Origin of the sequence: Pseudomonas sp. RA_5y_Pfl1_P24 (assembly GCF_963970945.1) — a bacterium.
Lineage (GTDB): Bacteria > Pseudomonadota > Gammaproteobacteria > Pseudomonadales > Pseudomonadaceae > Aquipseudomonas > Aquipseudomonas tritici.
Window position 1 is genome coordinate 1 of the sequence record NZ_CAXAOJ010000021.1, and the last position, 26,804, is coordinate 26,804.

Here is a 26,804-nt window from a genome sequence, read left to right on the forward strand (position 1 = left end):
GCCACGCATTAGAACGGCTACCGCTGGCGACCTCGGTTGGAGATTACGAAGCGCTGTTGCCGTGGAACTGCTCGCCGGTATCGCCCAGCTAAGCGCTCTACCCATCTTGTAGTCGGTGGGGTTTATGAAGCGCTTACGTTGATCTTACCAAGGGGTGATACTGGCTGGAGCATTGTCGGCCGATAGCCAGAAACAAGAAAGCCCGCACGGGGCGGGCTTCTTGGGGTGTTTCGTAGGCTGTCTGAGACAGCCCGAGACTGCTATATGGTGCACCCGGCGGGATTCGAACCCACGACCCCTGCCTTCGGAGTCCTAAAAGTCGACGTTTAGAATCAATACGTTAGCGCGGATAAGCTGGAAAATCAAAGGGTTGCCATAGCTGGGATTAGCGGATTTTCGCCCTGATAAGCGGGGCGAGTGTGGCAAATTTGCGCAACACTCGTTGCAAGCTCTACTGCGAAATAGCATTTTTTTTGATCACCGCTTCCAAATGGATTGCCAATACACATCGAAGAGGTGGCTGGCAGAGAACGGCTGGAGCCAGCCGATCACTGCAAATAACATCCGCCCAGAATAGCAGCTCAGTCCTTCAATAAGATGAACCTCTTTTCCCATCCAATTCGACGTCTCAGTGCAGGTTGTCGCGAGAGTGGAGCTAGTACCTCAAGCTGCTCGATTACGCGAATTTTCACTAAATCGGTGACAGTCCCAATTCCTTTAGAAAGCCATTGTGATTGTCAGCTGCTTTTGCGGCACGCTTTTCGATTTCCTTCAATTCAGCATGTACAACCTGTAAATCGATTCCTTCCTCTAGAGCGCCAATGCTGACGTAGCGGGAAACGTTCAGGTTGAAATCATTTTTCTCGATCTCGTCCATTGAAACTCGCCGAGAGTAGCGCCCTTCTTCAGTGCGATATTGGTAGGTACTAACGATATTGTCGATGTGTTTTGGTAACAGGTGATTTTGCCGCTTACCCTTCTCGAAACTGCCTTCAGAGCTGGCGTTAATAAACAGCACGTCATCCGTTTTTTTGCATCGTTTCAAAACAAGAATGCAGACAGGGATTCCAGTGGAGAAAAATAGGTTGGCTGGCAAGCCGATCACGGTGTCGACATGACCGTCTTTGAGTAGCTTGGTGCGGATGCGTTCTTCCGCGCCGCCACGGAACAGCACGCCATGGGGGAGAATAATCGCCATCACGCCGCTATCACTCAGAAAGTGGAAACCGTGCAAAAGAAACGCGAAGTCGGCGGCGGATTTAGGTGCAAGGCCGTAGTTTTTGAAGCGGAAGTCTTCGCCCAATGCTTCGTTGGGATCCCAGCGGTAGCTGAATGGTGGATTAGCTACAATGGCGTCGAATTGCAGCTTTTTGGCAGGGTTCATCTCATTGAGAATATCCCAGTCGTTGAGAAGCGAATCGCCGTGATGAATTTCGAACTCGGTATCCTTCACCCCGTGCAGCAGCATGTTCATACGCGCAAGGTTGTAGGTAGTAATGTTCTTTTCCTGCCCGTAAATTTTGCCGATTGTGCCGCCTTCTTTGCGAAGCTGCTTGCGCACATTCAACAACAGCGAACCGGAGCCACAGGCGAAATCCAGCACCTTGTTCAGTTTTTTCTTTTTGCCATTGGCCGGTTCTTGACTGTCCAGCGTAACTATTTCGGAAAGAATGGTGGATATCTGCTGTGGAGTATAAAACTCGCCCGCTTTCTTTCCGGAACCGGCTGCGAATTCGCCGATTAGGTATTCATAGGCGTCGCCCAGGATATCGGTGTCGGTGCTGAATTTCGAAATGCCTTCGGCGATCTTCTGAATGATGGTGCAGAGCTTGGCATTGCGATCTGCCGGTTTCTTGCCAAGCTTCTCAGAGTGCAAGTTGATTTCGGAAAACAGTCCCTGAAATGCGCTCTCGAATGATTTCTCTTCGATGTACTTGAAGCCGCTCCATAGGATACCCAGCAGATCGTGATCGTGTGTGCGCGCCATTTCGGCAACGCTGCTCCAAAGGTATTGAGGCTCGATCACATAATGCACCTTGAGGCGCATCTGTTTTTCAAAATCTTCGGTATCTTCGGCGTTCTCTTCGTACCATATTGCCAGTGGCGCGCGCCGGTCTCCTTCTTCGGGTATGGGATAGTCTTTGCCCAATTCCTTCTTCGCCGCCATCTCGTAGTTGTCCGAGAGGTAGCGCAAAAATAAGAACGACAACATATAGTCGCGGAAGTCGTCGGCATTCATAGCGCCGCGTAACTGGTCGGCGATATTCCAGAGAGTTTTACCTAGCTGGTTAAGTTCTTCTTTAGTCATGTTTGAATCAGCTGCTCAAAATTTAATGATGGATCTCTGGCAAGTCGAACGCGTAGCGGCTCAGAAATCCTTGTAAAATCTTTTTAAATAGTTGCTTGTTATCTTCAGTTAGCTCTTTTGGGTCAAAGAGCGAATAATCACCATGGCTTAAGAGGTTTAAAGCGCGAGAAAATAAAACTTCATCCTCTATACCATGAATGCAGCTGGAAAAATTTTCAAACCCAAAAAAGGAAGACGTTTTTTCTAGGACTCCACGCAATACGTTAAAATGATTCGCATAGAGTCGGCCATTATCTGAAGCGCTCTTCAATTCACTCAGCATTGCCACATGGTGAAAAAAAGGCGTGTCAGAAGTTGCCTGTAAATTGTACCCGTCATTATTTTTGCCGTAAATAAAATATGACTTGTGAGTCGTTTTCTTTAATTCATTGCACATTACATTAAAAAACAAGCTATGGTGCGAGGATATAACTGTCTTAACCTTGCCAACACATCGCCTAAGCAATTTTGCCAAATCCGAGCCAACAGCTATAGCATTGTTGTCGTCGAGTGAGGAGATTGGGTCATCGATATAAATAAACTTCACCCAGTTATAGGCTTCAGAGCCATCCAATACCAATTCACAGATTGCTAGATAAATACACCATATGAATATATTTTCTTCACCGCGAGAAATTTTGATGTTGTCTTGAATAATTGTTTCCGGTTCAGTCGAGCCAGGCTTAAATCTTGGGTTAATAACTTCTTTGCTGAAGGCAATATTCCATTTGTCGTAATCAATCTTGAAGTTAAATTTGACGTACCTTTCCAGGTATGAGAATATTTTTTCTTCTAGAGCAAGTTCTCTAAATCCAGCAAAAAATCTAGAGGCCGAGTTGATTTTTAAAGTCCGCTCGGTGTCATTTTCAAGATCATTATCCCAATTAAAAAGGTCTTCGGTGTACGCATTAAAATAAAGCGTATCTCGGTTGACACCCCGTTTGCGCTTACCTGCTTCCTTAAATTCCATTGATAAGCGTGTTTTACCAGTGCCGTTGTAAGCATATAGCAGTACAAAATCTGCACCGCCATTCGCGCCATCTCGCAGGTCATCCCTTAATCGGGTGACAACATTGCGAAGACCTTTGTACTTGTAAGTTTTTGTCCTATTACTCATGCATCCACCTCATCCATGGTCGGGAAAAGCTGTTGCATAAGACCTTTTTTATGCGCTTTTAGGGCGTTGATTTTTTGACTCTGCGCGGTGAGCAAGTCTTCAAGGGAAGATAGGCAATCGGCGATAAGTTGCTGCTCGGCTGGCTGAGGAAGCATCACGCTGAGCGCCTTTAACTTTTCTGTGTCGAGTCGCCCCGTTCCGTGGCCGGCGATGTCTACTAAGTTAAGTAGCCGTTGTTTACAACTCAGTAAAAGGTATGCCAGAAAACGTCCATTAAAATCTTTTTTCGGTTTGAGCGCCTTTACATCTTGGTTATAGCTCATCTCACGATTTAGAATGCAAATAGGGACATCTTTAAGTAAGGTCATTCCCCGAGTCAGTATCAGAATAGTACCCGCTGGTGCTGGCTTCGCACCTGCATCTACAGCGGTTCTAGTAATGTGGTCAATGGTGTCATCCAAAAACAACTGCTTCATATCCTTTGCAGACGCCCATGGGATCGAACCATTCCAAAATTCGGGATTCCCTTTTGATGGTGTGCCCCCGGATTTGAGGTCCGCAATTTTTCCAACCGTTGTTGGTTCCCATTCCTTTGTATCTCGAAATAGAGAAAAGCGGAGTTTGGGAACGGTTTCGCTTTCGGTGGGAAATAGTTTCTGCATCAGACTTTTTTTATGAGTCTTGAGAGCATCGAGTTTTTGGGTTTGGGTAGTAATCAACTCGTCAATTGAAGTGAGGCAGTCGGCGATTTTTCGTTGCTCGTCAAGTTTCGGCACCGCAACTTTTATTTTTTGAAGATTAGTTTTTGATAGACTTGGGACACCACCTGCTTCGTTATGATTTACCCAGTTGATCTGCTGGAAGATCGCGTAAATAAATTTTGGTAAGCAATCTTTAAATGAGTGAGTGTAGAAAAGAGTATCTACAGTCCAGAATTTTCCCGTAAGGAAGATAGGATTATCAATGGTGCCTTTTCTTCCTATGCAAACACTTTCACCGTCATATAAATAGTCATTGACTGAGCGCATATATCCGCCGGAACCGTAGACGGGAATGTCACCACTAGCGAGATGTTTATAATCTCTTCCGTTTCCAATAGTAAACAATTCTTTAAAGGTTTTAACTTGCCACTCGGCCTTGTACTGGAACTCAGGAAAACGGCGTGCAGGCAGTAATCCCTTTTTTTCTAGATTAGTCATATGCATTCAGTCCTGAAATTTCACGGCCACCCGCGAGCTTTTGCAGATAAGGCACCAGGTCTTCCATCAATGCTAGTTCGGCCTCACGACGTGCCTTCCAGCCCAGCCCTAAAGGCGATAGCAAATCGGTGAGCTGTTCACCGTCGAAGATCATGCGCCCCATAATGGCATCAACAAAAATTTGCAGGGCTTGGGCTTGCAGGCCATGTTTTTTTGCAAGGTTGGCGAGGTCGGCGGCGGCAGTTTGCGACTTGAAGGCCTGATAGCCTGAGCGAATCTCTTTTTCATTCAGCGCTTCGCCGGCTTTCAGGCTGTTGATGTAGGCAATGATTTCTTCGCGTTCTTCCATCAGGTTAGCATTGGCACTGATGAGCTCGATAAGCTGGACGCGAGTCATCTTCTGTTTACCAGTCTTCTGAGTAGACTTGGCAATAAGCCCCATGATGTAGTCGTAGTCGATGAGGCTGGAGGCGAACAGCACTAGGTCGAATTCCAGTTGCTCCACTTCTTCAGAAGCTCCATCGTCCTTGCCTTGCTTACGCTTGAGTTCTTGCGCGGTATCGAGATACATGGCCTTGAAGCTGCGCAAGGTATCGGTGGGCAGTCTTTTTTCGATAGCCTGTTTGCTCTGCTCGTCGAGGTCGGTGTATTGCTCCAGTTGGGTCTTGAGCTTTTGGACTTCTTTAAAATGGTTAATGAATTCGGCTTTAGCAGTGTCGCCCTTAAGGTTGACCACTTGCGAAGGCTCGCAGGCCAGCCCTTTGGCCTCCATAAATGTTTCCAGCTTGCCCACAGCTACTTGGTATTGTTCCACAACTTTCGGGGCGGGGTCGACCAACCAAATTTCCCGCGCTCGGTCTATGGCTGCACCGGAAAAGAGTTTTATGGCGTCGTCTACTTCGCTCTCCTGATAGCGGAAATCGAGAATATTACCCCAGGGCTTGCTGTCGTTGAGGATGCGATTGGTGCGCGACAAAGCCTGGATCAGACCGTGGTGTTTAAGGTATTTATCCACATAAAGGGTGTTGAGGTATTTGGAGTCGAAGCCAGTGAGCAGCATGTCTACCACGATTGTGATATCGATCTTGTTTTTGCGCGGGTAGTCGGCGTTGCTGTACTTATGGTCCTTGATCCGCTGCTGTATGTCCTGATAGTAAAGGTCGAATTCGTTGATAGTGTGGTTGCCATCGTACTGACGGTTGTAATCGTCAATGATGGTCTTGAGCGCGGCCTTCTTCTTCTCGGGCTCTTGCTTATTATCTTCCTTTTCCTGCGTAAGGTCTTCTTGTAGCTGCTGCACGTCCTTGTTGCCTTCTGCCGGTGGGGAGAAGACGCAGGCGATATGAAGAGGCTCGAAGGTTTCATCTTCGGCCAGTTTTTTTGCCTGCATGGTTTTGAATAGCTCGTAGTATTCAATGGCATTGCTGATTGAGGCGGTGGCCAGTATCGCATTGAAGCGGCGATGGTTGGTGGCACTGTCGTGTTTTTGCAGTATGGCGTTGACGACAGCTTCGGGCGGCGGTGTTTGCCCCTTTTTTGGCTTTTTATCCCCCTCCTTACCAAAGTAATCGATGTGGAAGCTCAGCACGTTTTTGTCATCAATGGCGTGGGTGATGGTGTAGGCGTGCAGCTCTTTTTCGAAGATATCTTTAGTTGTTTTGAAGGAGCCGACGTTGCCATCGAACTGCTGATAAGTGGCGTTTTCGTCAAAGATGGGCGTGCCGGTAAAGCCGAACAGTTGCGCCTTCGGAAAGAACTCTTTGATGGCCTTGTGGTTTTCGCCGAACTGGGAGCGGTGGCATTCGTCGAAGATAAAGACGACACGCTTGTCGCGAAGGGGTTGGAGGCGTTCCTTGTAGGTTTGTTTGCCCTCTTTTTGCTTTGCCTTGTTGCGTTTGCTGTTTTCGTCCAGTGCTAGGCCCAGCTTCTGAATTGTTGTGACGATAACCTTGTCGGCGTAGTCTTCCGAAAGCATGCGGCGCACCATGGCTTCGGTGTTTGTATTGTGCTCGACACAGCCCTCCTGGAATTTGTTGAATTCCTCGCGGGTCTGGCGGTCAAGATCTTTCCGGTCTACCACAAACATGCACTTTTCGATGTCAGGATTGTCTTTCAGTAGAGTGGATGCCTTAAATGAGGTGAGCGTCTTGCCGCTGCCGGTGGTGTGCCAGATATATCCATTGCCGCGATTCTGGTGAATACATTCAACAATAGCTTTAACCGCATATATTTGGTACGGGCGCATGACGAGGATTTTCTGTTCGCTTTGCACAAGAACCATATAGCGGCTAATCAGGCGGCCTAGACTGCACTTTTCCAGAAAGTCGTCGGCAAAGTCATATAGGTAGGCAATTTTTTTGTTTTTATCGTTAGCATGCTGATAAACAGGTAAAAAACGCTCTTCTGCGTTGAAGCTGAAGTGCTGGTTACGGTTGTTGGCAAAATAGCGAGTGTCACTTTCGTTGCTGACAATGAACAACTGAATAAAACAAAGAAGCGAGTTGGTGTAGCCGTTGCCGGGATCGTTTTTGTAGTCGACTATCTGCTCCATGGCGCGGCGCGGGCTGATTTGCAGCGTTTTCAGCTCGATTTGCACCATTGGCAGGCCGTTGATCAGAAGAATAACGTCGTAGCGGTGGTGGCTATTGTCTGTATTGATACGAAGCTGATTGATAAACTCGAACTCGTTTTTGCACCAGTCCCGGATATTGACCAGCATGTACTCCAGCGGGGTCCCGTCCTCTCGCGTGAATTTTCCTTTTTCGCGCACAGCCTGTGCGGCGGTGAAAACATCGGTGGTGATAATTTCTTCACGCAGACGGGCGAATTCGGCGTCTGTCAGATTAACGCGATTTAAGGCTTCAAACTTCTGACGGAAATTTTGATTAAGCGTGGCCTTGTCGCGGATGTCGGGCCGATGGGTGTACTTAAGATCGGTTAGCTTGGCGATCAATTTTTGTTCGATCTGGTTTTCTTTTTGCGTCATCTTGCCAACTCGATTCGCTCAGTGTTTGCTTATTTTGACCTGCCAGCCATCGCAACGGGAGTCATTTGGGCACATACAGTTACGGTGCGTTGAGGTGTTTGCAGCCTTTGGAGGTCTCAGATCTGCGCGGATTTATTGCGCAGAGTTGCTCGCCGCAGGGCCCGCCACATCAACGCTGAGCTTCGCGTTCGATGCGCGTCCTGGACTATAGGCGGTTGAGGTCCCCATCGAAGTAGATCTTCAGCGGTCGTCAGATTGGTACGCGCGGCCAACACTTTTCAGATGTTACGACTCCCTAGACAACCTACACGCGTAGACCAAGTATTTCGACGAAAACATTGCCTTCCGCCTTGGTTGGTGTGTGTCACACAATAGTCCAAGCTCTCGGATTCTGTACGCTTTGGCCTTGGTGAACGCCTCCTGGCTGATCTCAGCTGCTCTGAGTGACAGGTCAGGTGTGAGATTCAACTTCGTTGCTTCAGATCATCGTAACAGAGAGCTTGCTCGAAGGATTTGGTAAAGCTGATAAGGTCGCTACCCAAGACCTTACACAAATCGCGAAGCTGCACCATATCCAGCCGCCTCACCCCTCTCTCCACATCACTCATAAATGACTGCGGGCGCCCCAGCGCAGCGGAGCACTGCGCCTGTGTCATCCCTGACTCAACGCGTATGCGCTTCAGCACCTGCAAAAAAATCTCGTGCTCACGTCGATAAATTGCTTTGGTCATGGCCGTATCCGTGAAGGTGCGGCTTGCAAAGCTATATCTGCTTTTGGGATATCTGATTTTCAGTTATTTTGTTAGAGATAGATTATTCCGGGAGGCAGTAATGAGAGTGCTATGGGAGTTTTTTCGAGTGCTGTGGGCTGTTGGATGCCTACCTGTTGGCGCATTGCTTCTGATTGTGGTGGTTTTGTGCGGTTTCAGTTTGCCGTTCTTCTTGGGATTCTCCGGTGGCGCTGACCCAGCTGTTCGCTGGCTATTCTGGGTTCTAATCTTCTACATCGTTGGTGGGGCATGGTTGTTCTGTTGGGCAGATCAACGCTATGCAGAGAGGCTGAAGCGGCAGATCGCGGGGTTCCTGGTTGTAGGTTTTCATCCGCAGCTCGAAGTGTTTGCGAAGATGAGTGATGCCTACCTGGGTATTGATGCTTCCACGCGGAGGATGTTGGTCTATCCGGTTAACGGCGTTGAACATTTCTTTCGGTTCGATGAAGTGAATTCCTGGCGGATCGTACCGGCCGGCAAGCGCAATCATCGGTTGGAGGTTCTGACCAGCAATCTTGAAGTTCCGGTATTTAGCATTGTTCTCAGGTCAGCAGAGGTGCTCAGCACTGAGGCTCGGCTCAGTATTTTGCTTGGCAGCTAGATGCAGCATGGGGCTAGGATTACTGATCGTCGTCCATCATTCATTGGAAGGAATCGATGAGTAAACCAATCAGAAATAGTGCTGAGATGACAGATATCACTCGACTGGAGCAGGCCAATGCAATGATGCGCTTGGCTAATCGGGCGCTTGCCCGTAACGATATCGCTGCCCTTGCTGCGCTTGGATTCTGCCATCAGCACATTGGAGAGCTGAAGCAACAGGGCGGCTTCCGGTCTTCCTCCATTGCGCAAAATGCAAGAATGATCACACGCCTCCGTAAAATGGGAGATACACATGCTCAGTGACCGCGCGCCGCTATCAATTGCCGCCAACGTGTTGGCAAGCTCCTCCATTCAATCTGTTCTCCGCTCTCCGTCTTATCACGCCCGTGGCTGGCAAATACTTGATCGTTGGGCGTTTAGCTGTCCTGAGCAGCTTCGTAAGCTGGAGGCGGACGGTGAGATCATCTTGTTGGGGAGATTGTTGGAGCAACAGGAAATCGAGCATCAAGTGCTGAGCTCGACGGCAGGGTTGGAACAGTGCAGTCATGGTCTAGCAGAGCACGAAGTCCTGGCAATGCATGAGATACGTACAGGGCTGTGAGTCACCAAGGCGCCAACGGGTTTACCTCAACACCCGATACGCTTGATAGCCTCGGTTATCTCAACCAAGACATTCGCGTACTCCTTAGAAAGCGCGCCGTTGCCCTCTGTGAAAAGATGCTTCTGAAGGCCACCTAGGCGCCGCAGCTCGTTGATTACGTGGGAGTCAATTTTGCTTCTGGTCTGTCGCTTCAATGCGGCGGCCAGCACGAACTGACCAACACTCATTCCGCTGTCGTGGGCTTTCTCGCGTACCAGTGCTTCTTCTTCCTCAAAGCAACGAATTGCCGGCAGCCATCCTGTGCGTCGGCGTTGTTCGCTACGGCTCATGAGCTTTCCTTTTTCCAGGTGTTGGGGTCTCGGGGCTTGCCCTGAGTAGGGAAGGTAGGCAAGCAAAGGGAGTGTAACGACTGGTGCGCGCCGATTGTGAGTCGCCAGGAACTGGCGGTATCACAAACCCTACCTTGTCCTAGTATTTGCTTTCAGAATTTAGATGAGTTGTGCACTACCCGGTTACAGCCGGGATGCAAAAGTCGTAAGCATTGAGGGGACGCCTTGGGTACGAAAAAAAGGCGAATTTAAAACGATTACATAAGCAAAGAATGCATCATCCATCAGCGGCTGAGGATACGACGATTGGATGGCGAGAAAGACGCTAGAGCGACAGCTAGGATTTACCGAGTTGCGCCTGGCCTTGAGTGACTTTCTGATACAGAGGGAGAGTATAAACAGCATGCTTGCACGCGTGACGTTGATAAGCGTGAGACGATTTTGGGACGGTTGTGGTGATGCGGAGGCACAAAGGCTAAAGTGACGAATCTGAGGGAGCTATTTGACACTGGCGTGTAGATCTCAGGTAATTCTCTCAGGATACCTTGGAGATAGTTATGGAACAGTCCAGTGACTCCGAAAGTAGCTTCGCCGAGATTATGGATCTGAAGCGCTCCAATCGTGAGCGGTTGATTCGTGCTATCCAGAACGCCTCCTTCGACGAGCTCGAGATGTCTGCTCAGCGCATCAGGGAAGTTCTGCTTGACTCTGTCAATCCAAGTCAGCGCCGACAGCGCATTGCCCCGCCAGCGTTCGCTAAGAGCAAGTAGCTCCTCACATATCGAAAGATTTTTGCGAGAGTGGCGGCATGCGGGTCGTCGTTTTCATTGCGGAGTTCGCACGTTTCACAGAGAAGTGCGAGGTCATTATCAATTAGTGATCAGGCTGGCTGCTACTGCCCAGGCTCTGCATGGGCGGTCGTAGGCAGCACCTGTCTTTTGGATTCACTCCATGATTATCAGGCACAGACCTCAAATATAATTTTCCAAACTCCGGATAACATGCGGCTTACTACATTTGCCCACGCTGGCAACCTTGCGAAGGGAATCCTGATGTCCGTTCCTACATACGACAAATTCATTGAGCCGATCTTGCGCTACCTGGCGGCGAATCCGGAAGGCGCGACAGCACGCAACGCGCATGAAGCTGCGGCCCAGGCTTTGAATTTATCTGAACCACAGCTTCAAGAGCTGATTGCGAGTGGGCAAGCGACCTATAAGAACCGCGCTGGATGGGCTCACGACCGTCTCAAGCGCGCAGGGTTATCCTCCAGCGCCAAACGAGGCTATTGGAGGCTCACCGAAGCTGGCACTTCTTATTCCACACAGCACCCGTCACCGCTCACGGCGGATCAGGTTGAACAACTCGCCATCGGCTTCATGGACGTGAAGCTTAGGAGCCCCACAGATGCCGTCCCGCTAGATGGGCTAGAGCAGGGTGCACATACACCGATATCCGCAACTGTGAGCCCAGACGATCGGTTGGAACAGGCTCTGCGTGAGCTACGTGATGCAACAGCAGCAGATCTACTGGATAACCTGCTACAAGTCAGCCCCAACCGCTTCGAAGTTATTGTGCTCGACGTGTTGCATAGCCTTGGCTACGGGGCTAGCCGAAACGATTTGCAGCGTGTTGGTGGTAGCGGAGATGGCGGAATTGACGGCGTAATCTCGCTTGATAAGCTCGGGCTGGAAAAAGTGTATGTCCAAGCAAAACGCTGGCAAGGCACTGTAGGCCGTCCTGAGCTGCAAGCTTTCTATGGAGCACTTGCCGGGCAAAAGGCCAAGCGAGGGGTATTTATTACTACGTCAGGTTTCACTGCTCAAGGAATCGACTTTGCCCGTTCAGTGGAAGGCATGGTGCTGGTGGATGGCATCCGTCTGGTCAACCTGATGATGGACTACGAGGTTGGGGTAACGTCCCGGCTTCTCAAACTGCCGAAACTGGATAGCGATTACTTTGACGAGGAATGAGGATTTTGGACCTCGTCATACGTTTCTCGGTACCGGGGGCAGGGCTAGTAAACGAGCACTGGACACTAGCGCTCCGATGATCAAAAAACCATTACCAATCAGACTCCAGCTCGGTGCTTAGATGGATACCCATCACCTTTGCCTTGCGATATCTCAGCGGCTCCGCATTGATCTCCAGGGCAACAAGTCGACTTGCAGCGATGACTAAGCTGTTGAAGCGGTCATTGTGAACGGCGACATATACGATGAGTTTTTTGCCAGTCGCCTGCATGGAACCGATGCAGCGAGGAACCGACTTGTCGCTTAGGAGTAATGGGTCAACGTATAGGTAGCATTCTAGGGCAGGGTATTTGAATGCTTCAGGGTATCGGATGGAGCCGTAAAGCTTGATCGCAGTATGCTCTGAATAATGGTGACCGATTTGCCTGGAATCGGTCGGTGTGGCCATGCTGAACGACCAGGACATATCCCACCCCCATATCCGGGCTTGGAGAATTATTCGCTCAACGGTGGTACGACTCCGGTTAGCCATAGCATTCATCTTCCGCGTTTGAGCCGGCTGCGGACATTCCCTCGACTGCTCGTTAGGGGCTGAACTTCCGTCCGAGATCCGATTAGTACTGATTAGGTTCAGATTAGTTTTTAGAGGGGCACATGCTGAGGCCTTTGTGCAATCAGGCTGACAGGCACTATTGACTGTGGATAGCCTACCTTTTGGAACGGGCTACGCTACCCGCTGCAACGGCAAGCGTTACCTGCTAGAACGGTATTCTCTACCCGCTAGAACGGCACGCATCATTTTTGTTTTTTCCACCCTCAAGAGATGTCGGCACTGTGTCTGGCTTTCCTGTCTTTGGACGTGTACCAAATCGCCTCGAATGGCGTACTCGAATGATTTACCGTGTTTGTTGTAGGCAGCGCTCAAAGCGTCAAACGCGCGACATAACGTTTGGGTAAATTTCCAGATTTCGCGGGCTTCGCTTCCACAGAGCTGCTGCAGCGTGCTTACTTTGAGTCCGTAAGCTTTTGCATGGCTCGAATAAAATCCATGAAGCCATTGGGCAAGTGGCTGGCCATCCAATGCAGACCGAATACTCCAGTCGATGTAACTGAAGCCAGATTTGGAGAACAGTGCGTTTAGCCTGGCGTCAAGGATTACGACGTATTCCAAGCTATTCTCGTCCTTATAGAAATCTTTGATCAGACTACCCGTGTAGGAAGTATCACCCAGCACTACCTCAACGGTGCACGCTGCCAATCGCTGCAAGCGATCGTGCAGCAGCTTCCTATTCTTACCCGTGTCGGTCTTTTTCATGAGTTTAAGCACGCCGTAAGCCTTGTAGCGGAGCTCGTGGCCTAGCATTTGCCGTCGAGAGAGGTGCAACACGCTTAGCCATACGGAAAGGTCGATCTGGTCGAGACGCGTTCCTGTATAAGAAATTTGCACGCCCCCGATTGAGTTAATCGCCACCATTTTTTGATCAGTCCGACTGCCCTTCCTTACTGCTCCGAAAAGCGCCGACCGCAAGAACGCATTCGGTACGCCGCGAACCTCATCCGGCCATGTTTTCAGCGTTGGGGTTGTAATCGCAGGCTTTGGCTTGAGCTGCGCCTTGTTAGCCGCTCTTGCTCGAGCTTCAAGTTTGGCTAGCTGTGCAAGACGCCTGCCCCCTGAAGTCGTGATGTCATTCGTATGGAGCTCTGGCGGCATTAGCGGCTCGTTTATAAACGAAGTGACCACTGCTTAATTTTGAATGGAGGCAGGTGTGCGAGTGCTCATTTTCTAGCCTCTACTTGCTCTTTTTTTGTGGGGCGGCCAACTCGATTTTCTGGCGTGGTTTTTAACACTGGCTTGACTGGCGAAGCCGAAGTGCATTCGGGACCATGGCGCATCCACTGGCGAAGATCGCCGAGACGCCAGCGTAGCCGCGATAGTCCTGGAAGGGGATCAAGTCCCGGCAGTTTGCGCTGACGCACGGTTAACACGCTGAATCCTGTTAGCGCCGCGACCTCGGCTACGCCTATCAGCACGTCATCTGAAAGCTTCTGGATTTTTTGAATGGTTTCGTAATCGACGCTCATCGTTACAGTCGCTCGGTTGCTAGGGAGTACGTCTAGCTTTTGCTAAACGAAAGCTGATCAGCTAGGACACCTTTTTGACAGATGCGACTGTTAGCCAAAGAATGGGTGCATGCAGCCATCGTCCTTTGAGTTCAATATCAATCCCGAAGAAGTCTTTCAGCTCGTTTTCCGTGAGATAGAAAGTCATCAGGAAACGGGCCGGAAAAACTTTGTTGTCCGTGTTCCGGTGGATCTGGTGGAGTACCTGTTCTCCGGGATATTGCAGAAGTCTGGTATGTCGAAGGTCGCGCTTGAGCGATTGCTTACGGACCTCGGGATTTACGGTTTCAAGGACGCAGATGGGCGGATTCTGCGGCGGTATCTGAGTGGCCAAACGCGCATGGCTTGGGATACCTACCAGCGGCTGTTGTTTTGGGCTTTATCGAAGGCGTGGGTCAGCGATTGGGTTTTTCGTGACTTGCTGCTAAGGACGTATCTGCGGGAGGCGGCTCAGCTCAGTGCGCGCAATATTCTGAACACTCTAAAGCGCCGGGTATCGATCTCGGACTTAACCCGTGAGCAGGTTATCGAGTGTTTCAACGAGGTCTATCTGCTTAAGCAGAGGGAGCGCGAGGAGATCGCGCTAAACCGTGTTCGAACGGATTCAGAGCTCAGGGAGCTAGCGCGCTCCCTGAGGCTTGAGATTATCGACTGACTGTCAGGCTGGCTTCGCCGTGAGTTCTTCTGCGGTGATGTTGTAGTGCTGCTTCAGCATGGTTACTCCACTGTAGCCCGTCAGGAACTCAATTAGATTGGTCAATGGATAGGCTCCAGCAGCTCGGAAACATTTTTAAGCGCTCTAAGCCATTCACGATCAATGAGCGCCTTCAGTTCTTCCTGCAATTTTTGACGAGAATCATTATCGAACCATTCGCGGTTATGGGTGGCTACGCGAGATTTGTATCCTGGTCCCAATCCCCATTCGTGCATGCAAGCCTGCCAGAAAGCGGGGTCGTCTTTTAATGCGTCTTTGAATACTGTTTGACCCATCAGTTGGGTTTTGCGCAAGAGATCTTCATAGCTTGTGATCAGAACCCGTTCTGCTTGTGTAATAAGTTCTTTTGCCTCTGTGTAGCGGGGGGTTGCAGCCAGCAACCTGCAGTGCCCCGTGAATTGCTCTACGATCTTGCTAAGGGCGACAACGGCAATGCGGCGGGCGCCGTATCCGATGTGGTGAGAATAGCTAAGTTGAGCCCATTCCCCTTCTCGTCGAACAGCGGCTCTTACTGTGGCCGCATAAGCGATCTGTATCTGGGCCAGCAAGCTTTCTTCGACCTGGGCATTTACTGTGGGTACAGAATCATTGGCGTTTATCCAGGTATGTAACGTTTCGCTGGCATCTCGAAGTACTGCTCGAACTCGCTCTTCGCCATGATTTTTCAATACCTCGCGTGCGCCATTCGTGGCGGCCAAAGTCCGCGCTCTGAATGCTCTACGAGCTTCAGTTAACCTTGAAATTAAAAAATCTTGAGCTTGATTGGCCGTATCCTCATTCGCGTTATAGAAGCCAATGGCCAAGTCGTGCAAGCCGAGGGGTTCGAGAGCCAAAGAAGCCTGCTCCGCTTTCAAGTCATAGCCTTCATCGGCGGATTCCACCGGAGTTCCGGTCGCGTCATCTTTCATCGCCATTGCTTCGCTTGGGCGCGGAAGCACTAGCAGGGCAGCATTGATGTCTAAGTTCCTCACTCCAGCGTCTTTCGCACGTTCGAGCAAGAGCCTGGCCTCGGCAGACGGAGCGTTGTTGAATGGTGAGCAAAGCACGGCGAGAGTATGCGGGTCATCCAAATGAACCTCGATATCCTCTCGCGCAGCAGTCCGGTCAATACCCTTGGTATCGATGATGCGAACTGTCAAATCAGTAGTGTTGAGCAGGCGGTCAGGAACAACTACTTCAATGCGCTTTGGAAGGGTGACTTCTGGATGTCTTCCGTTGTTAATCGCAGAGAACGTGTCCCTTAGCCATACCTTGGGTGACTTTCCAGATGCGCTGTCATACCAAATGTCCCGTCGGTCTCGGCGATGGAGCTCCATGCGGCTCAGAACTTCGACGAGAAACTCGCGAGGTGTCTTGTATATCTCTGCTAGCTCCTTTGCCGGGTCTTTGAGGATGCGTTTTCCATCTGCACCTTTTAGGCGCTGCACGGCCAGGCCAGCCATGTTGCGCAAAGCTCGGGCAACTTCCTTTGAAATGCCTTGCGATTCAGCCGCACCGTCATCGTCCTGATGCGCATTACTTTTCAGAATGTGGTCTACAAGATCGCTTACGTCCTGCCGGATTTCATCATCGCTTCTGGGTTCAATTAGAAGACCATAGTCTGGACCTGTACGCAGATGGACTTCGCATACGGTGATCCCGCCACCGCCTACCTCAAGAATCGGAGTAGGTGATCCGTCTTCTTTTGGAAACACTAAGCCAGTCATTTGGCAGATTGCTGTGGATTTACCCACGCCGATACTGCCGATAAAGGCTATCTGGTGTTCACGCTTTAGGAGGAGGCCTGCGCAGCGATTTAATTCTTCAATGTATTCAGAAAGACGGCTTTCAAACGCATGAGGTGTGTCGGGACGATTGCGAAGCTCAACGAGCTCTGCAGCGACCAGTTCTGCTTCCCATAAAATCTCCTGCTCGGGATGATCAAGAGGAGGGCGTGGTAGCACAATCCAATTCCTTTGGAGTGCTTGTGCAAGGTCGGTAGCCTCAGGTGTGCCGATTTGCATCAGGATGTCCTGAGCTTCCGCGGCTGTAATAGAGCGCTCACCACTTTCTATACGTGATAAGACTGCGGGGCTCAAAGAGACGCGTTTTGCTAGCTCTCCTTGTTTGAGGCCGGCTCTGTCTCGAACCTGCATGAGATGTCGTCCGACTTCAGCAGATCCTGCGGAGGTTTCTTGCTCGTTCATGGGCACACCTATGAAATGTTGTTGGCTTATTGTGGCAATATTTCATTTTTTATCAATGTATTTGTGAAATATTTCCTAAGGCGTAGATTGCTCTCGGTTGGCTTCATAGGTGTATGGGGGTAGCTGGCTGTGCAAAATTCTGTCCGTCCTCAATTCGCGGAATCGCCCTTGGGATGCAGATCGTGAGTAGGTTATCGAATGTTTTAAAGTGGTCACGAGCGAGCTTCAACTGCTCGAACGATGAGCAAAGCAGCGAGCGGGCATGCTCCCAAGGCTTGAATGCTTTTCAAGCAAGTTTCGCCGCGAGTTCCTCTGCTGTGATGTTGTAGTAGCGCTTTAGCATGTTCACCTCGCGGTGTCCCGTCACGCTGGCAAGCTCGATCAAATTGGGAAGTTTGGTGGCCAGCCGGCAGGTGGCCTCATGGCGTAGGTCGTGGAAGCGCAGGTCGAGCAGAAAGTCTTCCTGGGGCGTTACCAGAGCGCGTTCGCAATCTCCTAAGTATTTCGTCCTTGCCCGCTCCAAACCGCGTGTGAAGGCCTTCTTGAGGGCGTCTGCGGTGGTGGGGAAGACTCTGCCGCAAAGTGAGCGTGGCAAATCCTTTAGCAGATGAATAGCTCGGGGGGAGAGTGGGACGGTTCTTGGTAGCCCGTTCTTGGTCGCTGGAAGATGAGCGGTTTTGCGATCCAGATTCACATGCTTCCAGCGCAACTCGAATAGCTCGCCACGGCGCATGGCGGTTTCAATTGCCAGTTGCACGATGGGCCGTATCCAAGGGTTGTGCGAGGCGTCCGCATAGGTTCCATCGGCACGGCGCTCCCGAAGTTCCAAGGCGCTGAGGATGTATTGTTCTTCAATTGGGTCAAGCCGCCGCGAGCGTTCGTCGTTGTAGCTGGGACGGCTGACCATCCTGACTGGGTTCTCGGCAAGATGAATACCCCACTCGCGGCGAGCAACCTCGATCACACACTGAAACAATGCCAGCTCACGCTTGACCGTATTGCCCTTGCGTATCTTCAGGCGCTCGTCACGGTAGCGGGCAAAGTCGGAGGAGGTGAGGGTGGCAACGATGCGCGTATTCAGCGGATGACGCTTGAGCGCTTCCAGGCGTTTGATTTCCGAATAGGCGCCTTTGTGCTTCGGAGCGATCTCGGAGATGTAGCGATCAATGAGTTGATGAAAGGCGGTGCGTTCAGCCTCGACGCGAGAGACAAAAATGCCTCGGTCGATTTCGCTTTCGAGCATACGCGCCCAGGCTTGGGCATCGGATTTGGTTTCGAAGGTTTTGCGCTGGGCTGGATAGCCCTTACGACGAATTTGCGCTTCCCACTGATACTCGCCGCGATTCCTGATTGTTGCCATTTCGACCATTCCCGCCACTTTTGAGTGTGGCAAATTTGTGGCAAAAACGACTTTCAGGACTAGGACAGGTTTCTGTCAGGAGCGCTATCCCCTTGTAATACAAGGGAAAGAAGATGGTGCACCCGGCGGGATTCGAACCCACGACCCCTGCCTTCGGAGGGCAGTACTCTATCCAGCTGAGCTACGGATGCTTGTGCGGGCGACATCATACCCATGTCGACCTTGGGCGTCCATGCTGGTCTTTGGGCGTTTGAGTGTAGGAATCTGCGGTATAGAGGCCCTGCGCTGGGCGCCACCGAACGATGCAATGAAATCTGACCCAGCTACGCTGATCAGAAAAAACCGGCAAATGCGCCGTTTTCGTTCTTTTTTTCGAACATCCTATTGCCCTGTACCCCCATTGATCCTAGGATTCGTTTGAGATTTCAAACGCTCTGTCTCCCGTGCGCTCTTTCACTTTTTCCGCGCGCTGGGGCTGATTTCCCTGACGGCAGCCCACAAGGCGCCTTTCAACAACTCTAATTCGCTCCGCGTGCGCGCGGTGCTGTTAAGGAAAGCCGACATGCAGCTCAAAGATACCCAGTTGTTCCGCCAACAAGCCTTTATCGATGGCGCTTGGGTCGATGCGGACAACGGCCAAACCATCAAGGTCAACAACCCTGCCACGGGCGAGATTCTCGGTACCGTGCCAAAGATGGGCGCCGCTGAAACCCGCCGCGCCATCGAAGCCGCCGACAAGGCGCTGCCGGCCTGGCGTGCACTGACCGCCAAGGACCGCGCGAACAAGCTGCGTCGCTGGTTCGAACTGATCATCGAGAACCAGGAAGACCTGGCCCGCCTGATGACCCTGGAGCAAGGCAAGCCATTGGCCGAAGCCAAGGGCGAAATCGTCTACGCCGCCTCGTTTATCGAGTGGTTCGCCGAAGAAGCCAAGCGCGTCTACGGTGACGTGATTCCTGGCCACCAGCCCGACAAGCGCCTGATCGTTATCAAGCAGCCGATTGGCGTGACCGCCGCCATCACGCCTTGGAACTTCCCGGCCGCGATGATCACCCGCAAAGCCGGCCCGGCGCTGGCCGCCGGTTGCACAATGGTCCTCAAGCCGGCGTCGCAAACTCCGTTTTCCGCATTCGCCCTGGCTGAGCTGGCGCAGCGTGCCGGTATCCCAAAGGGTGTTTTCAGCGTGGTGTCGGGCAGTGCGGGTGACATTGGCAGCGAGCTGACCAGCAACCCGATCGTGCGTAAATTGTCCTTCACCGGCTCGACCGAAATCGGTCGCCAGTTGATGGCCGAATGCGCCAAGGACATCAAGAAAGTCTCCCTGGAATTGGGTGGCAACGCGCCGTTCATCGTCTTCGACGATGCGGACCTGGATAAGGCCGTCGAAGGCGCGATCATCTCCAAGTACCGCAACAACGGCCAGACCTGCGTTTGTGCCAACCGCCTGTACATTCAGGATTCGGTGTACGACGCGTTCGCCGAAAAACTGAAAGCGGCCGTGGCCAAGTTGAAGATCGGCAACGGGCTGGAAGAAGGCACCACCACTGGCCCGTTGATCGACGAAAAGGCCGTGGCCAAGGTTCAGGAACACATTGCTGATGCCTTGAGCAAAGGCGCCACATTGCTGGCTGGCGGCAAGGTGATGGAAGGCAACTTCTTCGAGCCGACTATCCTTACCAATGTGCCGAAAAACGCTGCGGTCGCGAAGGAAGAAACCTTCGGCCCACTGGCGCCGCTGTTCCGTTTCAAAGACGAGGCCGAAGTGATCGCGATGTCCAACGACACCGAATTTGGCCTGGCTTCCTACTTCTATGCCCGTGACCTGGGCCGTGTTTTCCGTGTGGCTGAAGCTCTGGAATATGGCATGGTCGGCGTCAACACTGGGTTGATCTCCAATGAAGTGGCGCCGTTCGGCGGCATCAAGGCTTCGGGCCTGGGCCGTGAAGGTTCCAAGTACGGGATCGAGGATTACCTGGAAATCAAATACCTCTGCCTGGGCATCTAACGAGCCCGGCATGGCACTGCTGTAAACGCAGAGGGCACGAGAGCGCTGACCCTTTGCGTGTTTCACACCGTACTTCGTAGTGGCCGGGAAAGCTGTGGCAGTCGATCATCGCATGCTGCCGTAGTTGCCTCCCCGCCACGTATTCCTTGGACCACGCCACCCGATGAGTGGCGAATGAGGACTTTATGAGCAAGACCAACGCATCCCTGATGAAACGCCGCGAAGCCGCTGTACCCCGCGGTGTGGGCCAGATTCACCCGATCTTCGCTGAATCCGCGAAGAACGCCACCGTGACCGACGTTGAAGGTCGCGAGTTCATCGACTTCGCCGGCGGCATCGCCGTGCTGAACACCGGCCATGTGCACCCGAAAATCATCGCCGCTGTGACCGCGCAACTGAACAAGCTGACGCACACCTGTTTCCAGGTGCTGGCCTACGAGCCTTACGTGGAACTGTGCGAAAAAATCAACGCCAAGGTCCCAGGTGATTTCGCCAAGAAAACCCTGCTGGTCACCACCGGTTCCGAAGCCGTCGAAAACGCCGTGAAAATCGCCCGCGCCGCCACTGGCCGTGCTGGCGTGATTGCTTTTACTGGCGCTTACCACGGTCGCACCATGATGACCCTGGGCCTCACCGGTAAAGTCGTGCCTTATTCGGCCGGCATGGGCCTGATGCCAGGCGGTGTGTTCCGTGCGCTGTTCCCGAATGAACTGCACGGTGTGAGCGACGACGATTCGATCGCCAGCATCGAGCGCATTTTCAAGAACGATGCCGAGCCGCGTGATATCGCTGCAATCATCATCGAGCCGGTGCAGGGCGAAGGCGGTTTCTATGTGGCGCCAAAATCCTTCATGAAGCGCCTGCGCGAACTGTGCGACAAGCACGGCATCCTGCTGATCGCCGACGAAGTGCAGACCGGCGCCGGTCGTACCGGTACCTTCTTCGCCATGGAACAGATGGGCGTTGCTGCCGACCTGACCACCTTCGCCAAATCCATCGCCGGCGGCTTCCCGCTGGCGGGTGTGTGCGGCAAGGCCGAGTACATGGACGCCATCGCGCCAGGCGGCCTGGGCGGTACTTATGCCGGTAGCCCGATCGCGTGCGCTGCGGCGCTGGCGGTGATGGAAGTGTTTGAAGAAGAGCACCTGCTGGACCGCTGCAAAGCGGTTGGCGAGCGCTTGGTTACGGGCCTCAAGGCCATCCAGGCCAAGTACCCGGTGATCGGTGAAGTGCGGGCCTTGGGCGCGATGATCGCGGTCGAGCTGTTTGAAGGTGGCGATAGTCACAAACCAAACGCCGCTGCCGTTGCTTCCGTGGTAGCCAAGGCGCGTGACAAGGGCCTGATCCTGCTGTCTTGCGGCACCTATGGCAACGTGTTGCGCGTACTGGTCCCGCTGACCTCGCCGGACGAGCAGTTGGACAAAGGCCTGGCGATCATTGAAGAGTGCTTCTCCGAGCTGTAAGCGGACGCTGACCTGATCGACAGAAAAAACCCGCTTCGGCGGGTTTTTTTATGCCCACTCCAGCGCATTCAGGCCGTGTTCATTGTCAGTAGGCCGCGGCATTGTCTAAGGTCGCAGCATTACCGAGTGAGCGTGCTGGATGAATGTGGCCGCGCAGATGGCGCGATTGACCGAGCATGAAGGGTTGGAAGCGCTTGCCAAGGGCAAGACGGCGCGGCTGCTCAAAGTTGGCTTGTCTGAGCTGATGCGGGTGCGCAAGGCCTAGCGGGCGACACATATCAATGTGGCAGCTGGCTTGCCTGCGATGCAGGCGGCGTGGTGCTTCAGGCAGTTCGAAGTGATGCTATCGCAGGTAAGCCAGCTCCCACAGGGGGATGCGATTGCTTAACCCGCTATTACGCGGTTCTTGCCCAGGCGTTTTGCCTCGTACATGGCGGCGTCGGCGCGGGCGAACAGGTTGTCCAGGGTCGAGTCTGCCTCGGTGAGGCTGGCCAGGCCCTGGCTGATGGTCACCTTGAACGCCTGGCCTTCATAGCTGAAACTCAGCGCTTGAATCTCCTTGCCCAGGCGTTCGGCCACTTGCAGCGCCATCTCCGGCGCGCAGCCCGGCAGCACGGCGGCGAACTCTTCACCACCAATGCGTCCGAACAGATCGCCACGGCGCAATACCCCTCGACCGCTCTCGGCGATGCGCCGCAGCACCTGGTCGCCCTCCAGATGCCCGTAGGTGTCGTTAACGTCCTTGAAGTCATCGATGTCCAGCAGCAGGAACGCCAGCGGCGCGCCTTGCGCGCAGGCACTGTCGAAGGCTTGATTGGCGCATTCGAAGAAGTGCCGACGGTTGCTGCTTTGAGTCAGCACGTCGGTGGTGGCGAGACGGTGCAGCTCCAGCGCCATCTGTTTCTTTTCGGTGATGTCTTCGGCTATGCCTACCACGATCAAGGGTTCACCAGGTTCGATCTGCTGGTTGATGTAACACTTGTCGCTCAACCAGCGGATTTGCCCGTCGGCGGTGATGATGCGGTACTCGCGGTCTTCGACGGCGCCTTGTCCCAGCACGCGGGCCAGGCTGTGTTCGGCGTAGTCGAGGTCTTCGGGGTGAATGCTGTTGCGCCACTCCCGATGGTCTGCCAGCAGCAGGCCGGCGGAGCGCCCGAACACCCGCTCATAGGCCGGGCTCACATAAAGTACGCGGCGCGTTTCCCAGTCCATGGCCCACAGCACGGCGTTCACGCTCACCAGCATTGAGCTGAGCAACTGCTCGCGCTCACTCAGCCGTTCGACTTCACCCTGGGCGTGCACCAGCGCCAAGAGGGTCGCCGCCGCAGCCGGACGCGGATGTTCAGCGGTGGGCGGATCGGACAAGTAGGGTTTTTCGTGAACCATCGGCACAACTCTCTCTGGGCGCGCCGCACATTGAAACAGCGGTCACTACAAGGGCCACCATGATGGCGAAGTGTTCATTGAGAGAGGCGAATTGCAGTGAAGTTCCGTCAACAGGATCGATTGCCGGTGTCCGAGAAATGACGCCAAAAAGCCGTAAGGTGGGAGGGGAAGCCCTCCCACCTTACGGTCAGACCGCCGCAGGACGCAGCGAATAGGTCTTCAATTGGTGGGCGAAATCCCGCAGGGACTGGATGCCGCTGGCCTCAGCTTCATGCACCCATTCCTTTATGGCTGCCAGCATATCGTGGCCATTTGAACTGGTCTTCAGCCAGATCTGCTGCAGTGCCAGGCGCTTTTCGTAGATCACTTTAAGTGCCTGGCTGTGTTCCAGCATGCTCTGGATACGCAGGTGGTGGCGGTCATCCAACAAGCTGGTTTCTCGCGACAGCAGGCGCTTGGCGCGGTGGAATTGGTGGCGAACCGAGTGATCGACTTTTTCCAGCTCCTGCTTGACGAGCGGGGCGATCACCAACTTGCGGTACTGGGCCATGATCTGGAAACGGTTGTTGAGGATCGCCATGGCGGTGTCCATGTCCAGGTGGCCCTTGCCTTCGACGCGGTGGGCGATGGGCGCAACGCGTTGCACCTTCGCCAGGCGCAGGAAACTGAACACTTTGATCCAGGCCCAGCCCATGTCGAATTCCCACTTCTTCACCGACAACTTGGCGGAGTTGGGGTACGTGTGGTGGTTGTTATGCAGCTCTTCACCACCGACGATGATGCCCCACGGCACCAGGTTGGTCGCCGCGTCACGGCATTCGAAATTGCGATAGCCCACGGCATGGCCCAGGCCGTTGATCACGCCGGCGGCCCAGAACGGAATCCACATCATCTGGATCGCCCAGATGGTGATACCGATCGTGCCAAACAACAGCAGGTCGATCACGCCCATGATAGCCACGCCCAACAATGGGTAAGGGGTGTAGACCTTGCGTTCGATCCAGTCGTCCGGGCAGTTCTTGCCGTAGATGCGCAGGGTCTCAGGGTTTTCGGCCTCGGCGCGGTACAGTTCGGCACCTTTGCGCATAACGGTGGACAAACCCTTGATGACCGGGCTGTGCGGGTCATCGACGGTTTCGCACTTGGCGTGGTGTTTGCGGTGGATGGCAGTCCACTCGCGGGTGTTCTGCGCCGTGGTGAGCCACAGCCAGAAGCGGAAGAAGTGTTTCAGGCCGGCATTGAGCTCCAGGGAGCGATGGGCTGAATAGCGGTGCAGATAGACCGTGACCCCAACGATGGTCACGTGGGTCATCAACAGGGTGACTGCAACCAGTTGCCAGGCTGACAAGTCAAGAAAACCGTTGTACCACATAGGCTGTATGGCCCTCAGATAAAGAAAAGAACAGCTTACGCATTATCACTAAGCCTACACAGAAAACCAGCCGCTCTTTCAGATAGGAGTGACTGGATGTTTCTTATTCTATAATCCCCAGCCTTTGTAGGACGATTCTGTTTTTTGGGTAAGGATTGATCAACGTATGCTGTTTTCATGCCGAGGTGCCCTGCGTGCGGGGCTGTTTTACCTGCTGGTTTCCACTCTGTGGATAGGCCTCACTCGGCAGGTATTGATCGAGTTTCTCGATGACCCCAGCGAGCTGAACCACTGGTTGCAAGTAAGTGGCTATGTGTGGGTGGCCTTCAGCGCCTTGGCGATTTACCTGATCTACGCCCGGTTTGCCCGTGCCCACGAATTGCAACAACCCCTGAAGGAAAACCGCGAGCGCCTGCGCCAAGCCGCCGCCGTGTTCGATTGTACCCGTGAGGGCGTGCTGGTCACCGACGCCCAGGGGCTGATCGTCCACGTCAATCGCGCCTTTATGGCGATCACTGGTTATCAAGGCGAAGACGTCATGGGCCAGCGTCCCAGCCTGTTCAAGTCCGGTCGCCATTCGTCGAATTTCTACCAGCAGATGTTCCAGAGCCTGGAGAGCACCTGCGAATGGAGCGGAGAAATCTGGAACCGGCGCAAGAGCGGTGAAATTTATCCACAGTGGCAAACCATTCGTGTGATTCACGATGACCAAGGCCACGTCAGTCATTACGTCGCAGTGTTCTCCGATATCAGCGCCATCAAGGATTCCGAGCACGAACTGGCCCACCTCGCGCACCACGACCCCCTGACTGATCTGCCCAACCGCCTGCTGTTCACCGACCGCGCCGAGCAGGCACTGGCCTCGGCGCAAGTCCACAAGCGCGGTTGCGGCCTGCTGTTGCTGGACCTGGATCACTTCAAAATCATCAACGACAGCCTGGGCCACAATGTTGGAGACCAGTTGCTCAAGCAGGTGGGCGAACGGCTGCAGGGGTTGTTCGGACCCGGCGTGACCCTGGCGCGCCTGGGTGGAGATGAGTTCGCGGTGCTCGCGGAAAGTTGTCCACAGGTGGTTCAGGCTGCCGCCTTGGCGCAACGCATCCTCGATGCGATGAAGCAGCCGTTCATCTTCGACGGCCATCAGCTGTTTATCAGCGCCAGCGTTGGCATCAGCCTCTTTCCCAGCGATGCCCTGAGCGCCGAACAGCTGTTGCGCAACGCCGACTCTGCGCTGTTCAAGGCCAAGAGCGCCGGCCGCGAAGGCTACGCGTTGTACACCGAAGAACTCACCGCCCTTGCGCAGAACCGCGTGGAAATTGCCAACGAGCTGCGTCGTGCCCTCGAGCAGCAAGAGTTGCGCGTTTATTACCAGCCGGTGCATGAGCTGCACGGCAGTCGCCTGATAGGCGTCGAGGCACTGGTGCGCTGGCAGCACCCGGAGCGTGGCCTGGTGCCGCCGGGGGAATTTATCCCGATTGCCGAGCGCACCGGGTTGATTGCCGATATCGACGCTTGGGTCATGGACCAGGCTTGCCGGCAGATGTGCCAATGGCTGGCCGATGGGGTGCCGTTGAGCTTTATCGCCGTCAACGTTTCCAGCCGGTTGTTTGCGCGGCGCGAACTGTACGAGCAGGTCGCCCAAGTGCTGCACGATACGGGCCTCGACCCCGGTTTCCTTGAACTTGAAGTGACCGAAAGCGCAGTGATGGACGACCCCGAAGTCGCCCTGGAACAACTACACCGCCTGCGCGAACTGGGCTTGCGCCTGGCCATTGATGATTTTGGTACCGGTTACTCGTCGCTTCTGCGGCTCAAGCGCCTGCCTGTGCAGAAGCTCAAGATCGACCAAGGGTTTGTCGCTGGGTTGCCGTGGGATGAGGACGATGCAGCGATTGTGCGGGTGGTGATTGCGCTGGCGAAAAGCATGGGCATGCAGGTGCAGGCCGAAGGGATCGAGCAGGTGGAGCAGGCGCGGTTTTTGTTGGAGCAGGAATGCGATCTGGGGCAGGGGTATTGGTTTGGCAGGCCGATGCCGGCGCAGGAAATTGATTGGTCGAAAGCACCCACCATCCGTGCTTGAAATACGGTCAAAATGTGGGAGCGGCGGTGCGACGATTCGACTTGCTCGCTCCCATATTTGGATCTGCTTGCGACTTGATTTCGGCGTTGATCAATGAAATCAGCGCGCAACCCCACGCCTCACCAGAAAATTCTTTCTGGTTATATAAACATGCTCAAATAGTATTTTTAAGAATATCCGCGCTTATCTAC

22 protein-coding genes, 1 tRNA gene and 1 pseudogene are annotated in these 26,804 nt (G+C 53.3%); 10 read left to right on the plus strand and 14 right to left on the minus strand.

Translation table 11 applies throughout. The features are described from left to right. Positions 1-691 precede the first annotated feature (691 nt). The 5 genes from AACY30_RS25620 to AACY30_RS25640 all read right to left on the minus strand — a co-directional run bounded on the left by AACY30_RS25620 (position 692) and on the right by AACY30_RS25640 (position 8,380). Positions 692-2,308, minus strand: coding sequence for a type I restriction-modification system subunit M (locus AACY30_RS25620; protein ID WP_339541315.1), 1,617 nt, complete (start codon positions 2,306-2,308; stop codon positions 692-694). A gap of 22 nt (positions 2,309-2,330) precedes the next feature. Beyond that, positions 2,331-3,464 (minus strand): AAA family ATPase, encoded by a 1,134-nt coding sequence (locus tag AACY30_RS25625; protein ID WP_339541316.1) that lies wholly within the window; start codon positions 3,462-3,464, stop codon positions 2,331-2,333. Beyond that, the gene (locus AACY30_RS25630) at positions 3,461-4,663 is read right to left on the minus strand and encodes a restriction endonuclease subunit S (RefSeq protein ID WP_339541317.1); all 1,203 of its coding nucleotides are present in this window, start codon (positions 4,661-4,663) and stop codon (positions 3,461-3,463) included. Before AACY30_RS25630 ends, AACY30_RS25625 begins: the two co-directional genes overlap by 4 nt. Next, positions 4,656-7,649, minus strand: coding sequence for a type I restriction endonuclease subunit R (locus AACY30_RS25635; RefSeq protein ID WP_339541318.1), 2,994 nt, complete (start codon positions 7,647-7,649; stop codon positions 4,656-4,658). The genes AACY30_RS25630 and AACY30_RS25635 overlap by 8 nt, the downstream gene beginning before the upstream one ends. Positions 7,650-8,113: 464 nt before the next feature. Beyond that, positions 8,114-8,380 (minus strand): helix-turn-helix domain-containing protein, encoded by a 267-nt coding sequence (locus AACY30_RS25640; RefSeq protein ID WP_339541319.1) that lies wholly within the window; start codon positions 8,378-8,380, stop codon positions 8,114-8,116. A gap of 100 nt (positions 8,381-8,480) precedes the next feature. Here AACY30_RS25640 and AACY30_RS25645 point away from each other — a divergent pair, with 100 nt between their 5' ends. The 3 genes from AACY30_RS25645 to AACY30_RS25655 are packed head-to-tail and all read left to right on the plus strand — an operon-like array spanning position 8,481 to position 9,623. Continuing rightward, positions 8,481-9,020, plus strand: a complete 540-nt coding sequence (locus tag AACY30_RS25645; RefSeq protein WP_339541320.1) for a hypothetical protein — start codon at positions 8,481-8,483, stop codon at positions 9,018-9,020. Positions 9,021-9,076: 56 nt separating this feature from the next. Next, a complete protein-coding gene (locus AACY30_RS25650; protein WP_339541321.1) occupies positions 9,077-9,325 on the plus strand; it encodes a hypothetical protein in 249 nt (82 codons plus the stop codon). Continuing rightward, positions 9,315-9,623 (plus strand): hypothetical protein, encoded by a 309-nt coding sequence (locus AACY30_RS25655; protein WP_339541322.1) that lies wholly within the window; start codon positions 9,315-9,317, stop codon positions 9,621-9,623. Before AACY30_RS25650 ends, AACY30_RS25655 begins: the two co-directional genes overlap by 11 nt. Before the next feature lie 26 nt (positions 9,624-9,649). Here AACY30_RS25655 and mobA read toward each other — a convergent pair whose 3' ends face one another. Then, the gene (gene mobA / locus AACY30_RS25660; RefSeq protein WP_339541323.1) at positions 9,650-9,952 is read right to left on the minus strand and encodes a plasmid mobilization protein MobA; all 303 of its coding nucleotides are present in this window, start codon (positions 9,950-9,952) and stop codon (positions 9,650-9,652) included. A gap of 557 nt (positions 9,953-10,509) precedes the next feature. Here mobA and AACY30_RS25665 point away from each other — a divergent pair. Together AACY30_RS25665 and AACY30_RS25670 are read left to right on the plus strand one after the other, a co-directional pair. Continuing rightward, positions 10,510-10,722, plus strand: coding sequence for a hypothetical protein (locus AACY30_RS25665; protein ID WP_339541324.1), 213 nt, complete (start codon positions 10,510-10,512; stop codon positions 10,720-10,722). A 282-nt stretch (positions 10,723-11,004) separates the two neighbouring features. Beyond that, positions 11,005-11,925: a restriction endonuclease gene (locus tag AACY30_RS25670; protein WP_339541325.1), complete on the plus strand. Its 921-nt coding sequence runs from the start codon at positions 11,005-11,007 to the stop codon at positions 11,923-11,925. 91 nt (positions 11,926-12,016) lie between these two features. On the opposite strand, the gene AACY30_RS25675 is transcribed toward AACY30_RS25670, so the two are convergent. From AACY30_RS25675 to AACY30_RS25685, 3 genes are all read right to left on the minus strand, one after another. After that, entirely contained in the window at positions 12,017-12,391 is a 375-nt protein-coding gene (locus AACY30_RS25675) for a hypothetical protein (protein WP_339541326.1), read from the minus strand. Between the two features lie 285 nt (positions 12,392-12,676). Then, positions 12,677-13,636, minus strand: coding sequence for a plasmid replication initiator TrfA (gene trfA, locus AACY30_RS25680; protein WP_339541327.1), 960 nt, complete (start codon positions 13,634-13,636; stop codon positions 12,677-12,679). Positions 13,637-13,701: 65 nt separating this feature from the next. After that, the gene (locus tag AACY30_RS25685; protein ID WP_123419731.1) at positions 13,702-14,007 is read right to left on the minus strand and encodes a helix-turn-helix transcriptional regulator; all 306 of its coding nucleotides are present in this window, start codon (positions 14,005-14,007) and stop codon (positions 13,702-13,704) included. Positions 14,008-14,116: 109 nt separating this feature from the next. Between AACY30_RS25685 and AACY30_RS25690 the strand changes: the two genes are divergently transcribed. Next, positions 14,117-14,701, plus strand: coding sequence for a hypothetical protein (locus AACY30_RS25690; protein WP_086794824.1), 585 nt, complete (start codon positions 14,117-14,119; stop codon positions 14,699-14,701). 101 nt (positions 14,702-14,802) lie between these two features. Here the strand turns inward: AACY30_RS25690 and AACY30_RS25695 are convergent, their stop codons facing one another. The 3 genes from AACY30_RS25695 to AACY30_RS25705 all read right to left on the minus strand — a co-directional run bounded on the left by AACY30_RS25695 (position 14,803) and on the right by AACY30_RS25705 (position 18,498). Next, positions 14,803-16,947, minus strand: a complete 2,145-nt coding sequence (locus tag AACY30_RS25695; RefSeq protein WP_339541328.1) for a helix-turn-helix domain-containing protein — start codon at positions 16,945-16,947, stop codon at positions 14,803-14,805. A 286-nt stretch (positions 16,948-17,233) separates the two neighbouring features. Further along, on the minus strand, positions 17,234-18,316 hold the full coding sequence (locus AACY30_RS25700) for a site-specific integrase (protein WP_339541329.1): 1,083 nt from the start codon (positions 18,314-18,316) through the stop codon (positions 17,234-17,236). A gap of 105 nt (positions 18,317-18,421) precedes the next feature. Next, a tRNA-Arg gene (locus tag AACY30_RS25705) sits at positions 18,422-18,498 on the minus strand. Positions 18,499-18,869: 371 nt separating this feature from the next. Here AACY30_RS25705 and gabD point away from each other — a divergent pair. The 3 genes and pseudogenes from gabD to AACY30_RS25720 all read left to right on the plus strand — a co-directional run. Continuing rightward, positions 18,870-20,312, plus strand: coding sequence for an NADP-dependent succinate-semialdehyde dehydrogenase (gene gabD, locus AACY30_RS25710; RefSeq protein WP_339419866.1), 1,443 nt, complete (start codon positions 18,870-18,872; stop codon positions 20,310-20,312). A gap of 185 nt (positions 20,313-20,497) precedes the next feature. After that, on the plus strand, positions 20,498-21,775 hold the full coding sequence (gene gabT / locus AACY30_RS25715) for a 4-aminobutyrate--2-oxoglutarate transaminase (protein WP_049710644.1): 1,278 nt from the start codon (positions 20,498-20,500) through the stop codon (positions 21,773-21,775). Positions 21,776-21,914: 139 nt separating this feature from the next. Continuing rightward, a pseudogene (locus AACY30_RS25720) lies at positions 21,915-22,040 on the plus strand (histidine kinase); the annotation flags it as partial. 119 nt (positions 22,041-22,159) lie between these two features. Here AACY30_RS25720 and AACY30_RS25725 read toward each other — a convergent pair. Continuing rightward, positions 22,160-23,161 carry a GGDEF domain-containing protein gene (locus AACY30_RS25725; protein ID WP_339469080.1) on the minus strand — a complete coding sequence of 334 codons (1,002 nt, stop codon included), beginning with the start codon at positions 23,159-23,161 and terminating at the stop codon, positions 22,160-22,162. 187 nt (positions 23,162-23,348) lie between these two features. Then, a complete protein-coding gene (gene desA, locus AACY30_RS25730) occupies positions 23,349-24,533 on the minus strand; it encodes a delta-9 fatty acid desaturase DesA (RefSeq protein ID WP_065872791.1) in 1,185 nt (394 codons plus the stop codon). 166 nt (positions 24,534-24,699) lie between these two features. Here desA and dibA point away from each other — a divergent pair, with 166 nt between their 5' ends. After that, positions 24,700-26,613: a phosphodiesterase DibA gene (gene dibA, locus AACY30_RS25735; protein ID WP_339469082.1), complete on the plus strand. Its 1,914-nt coding sequence runs from the start codon at positions 24,700-24,702 to the stop codon at positions 26,611-26,613. Positions 26,614-26,804 lie beyond the last annotated feature (191 nt).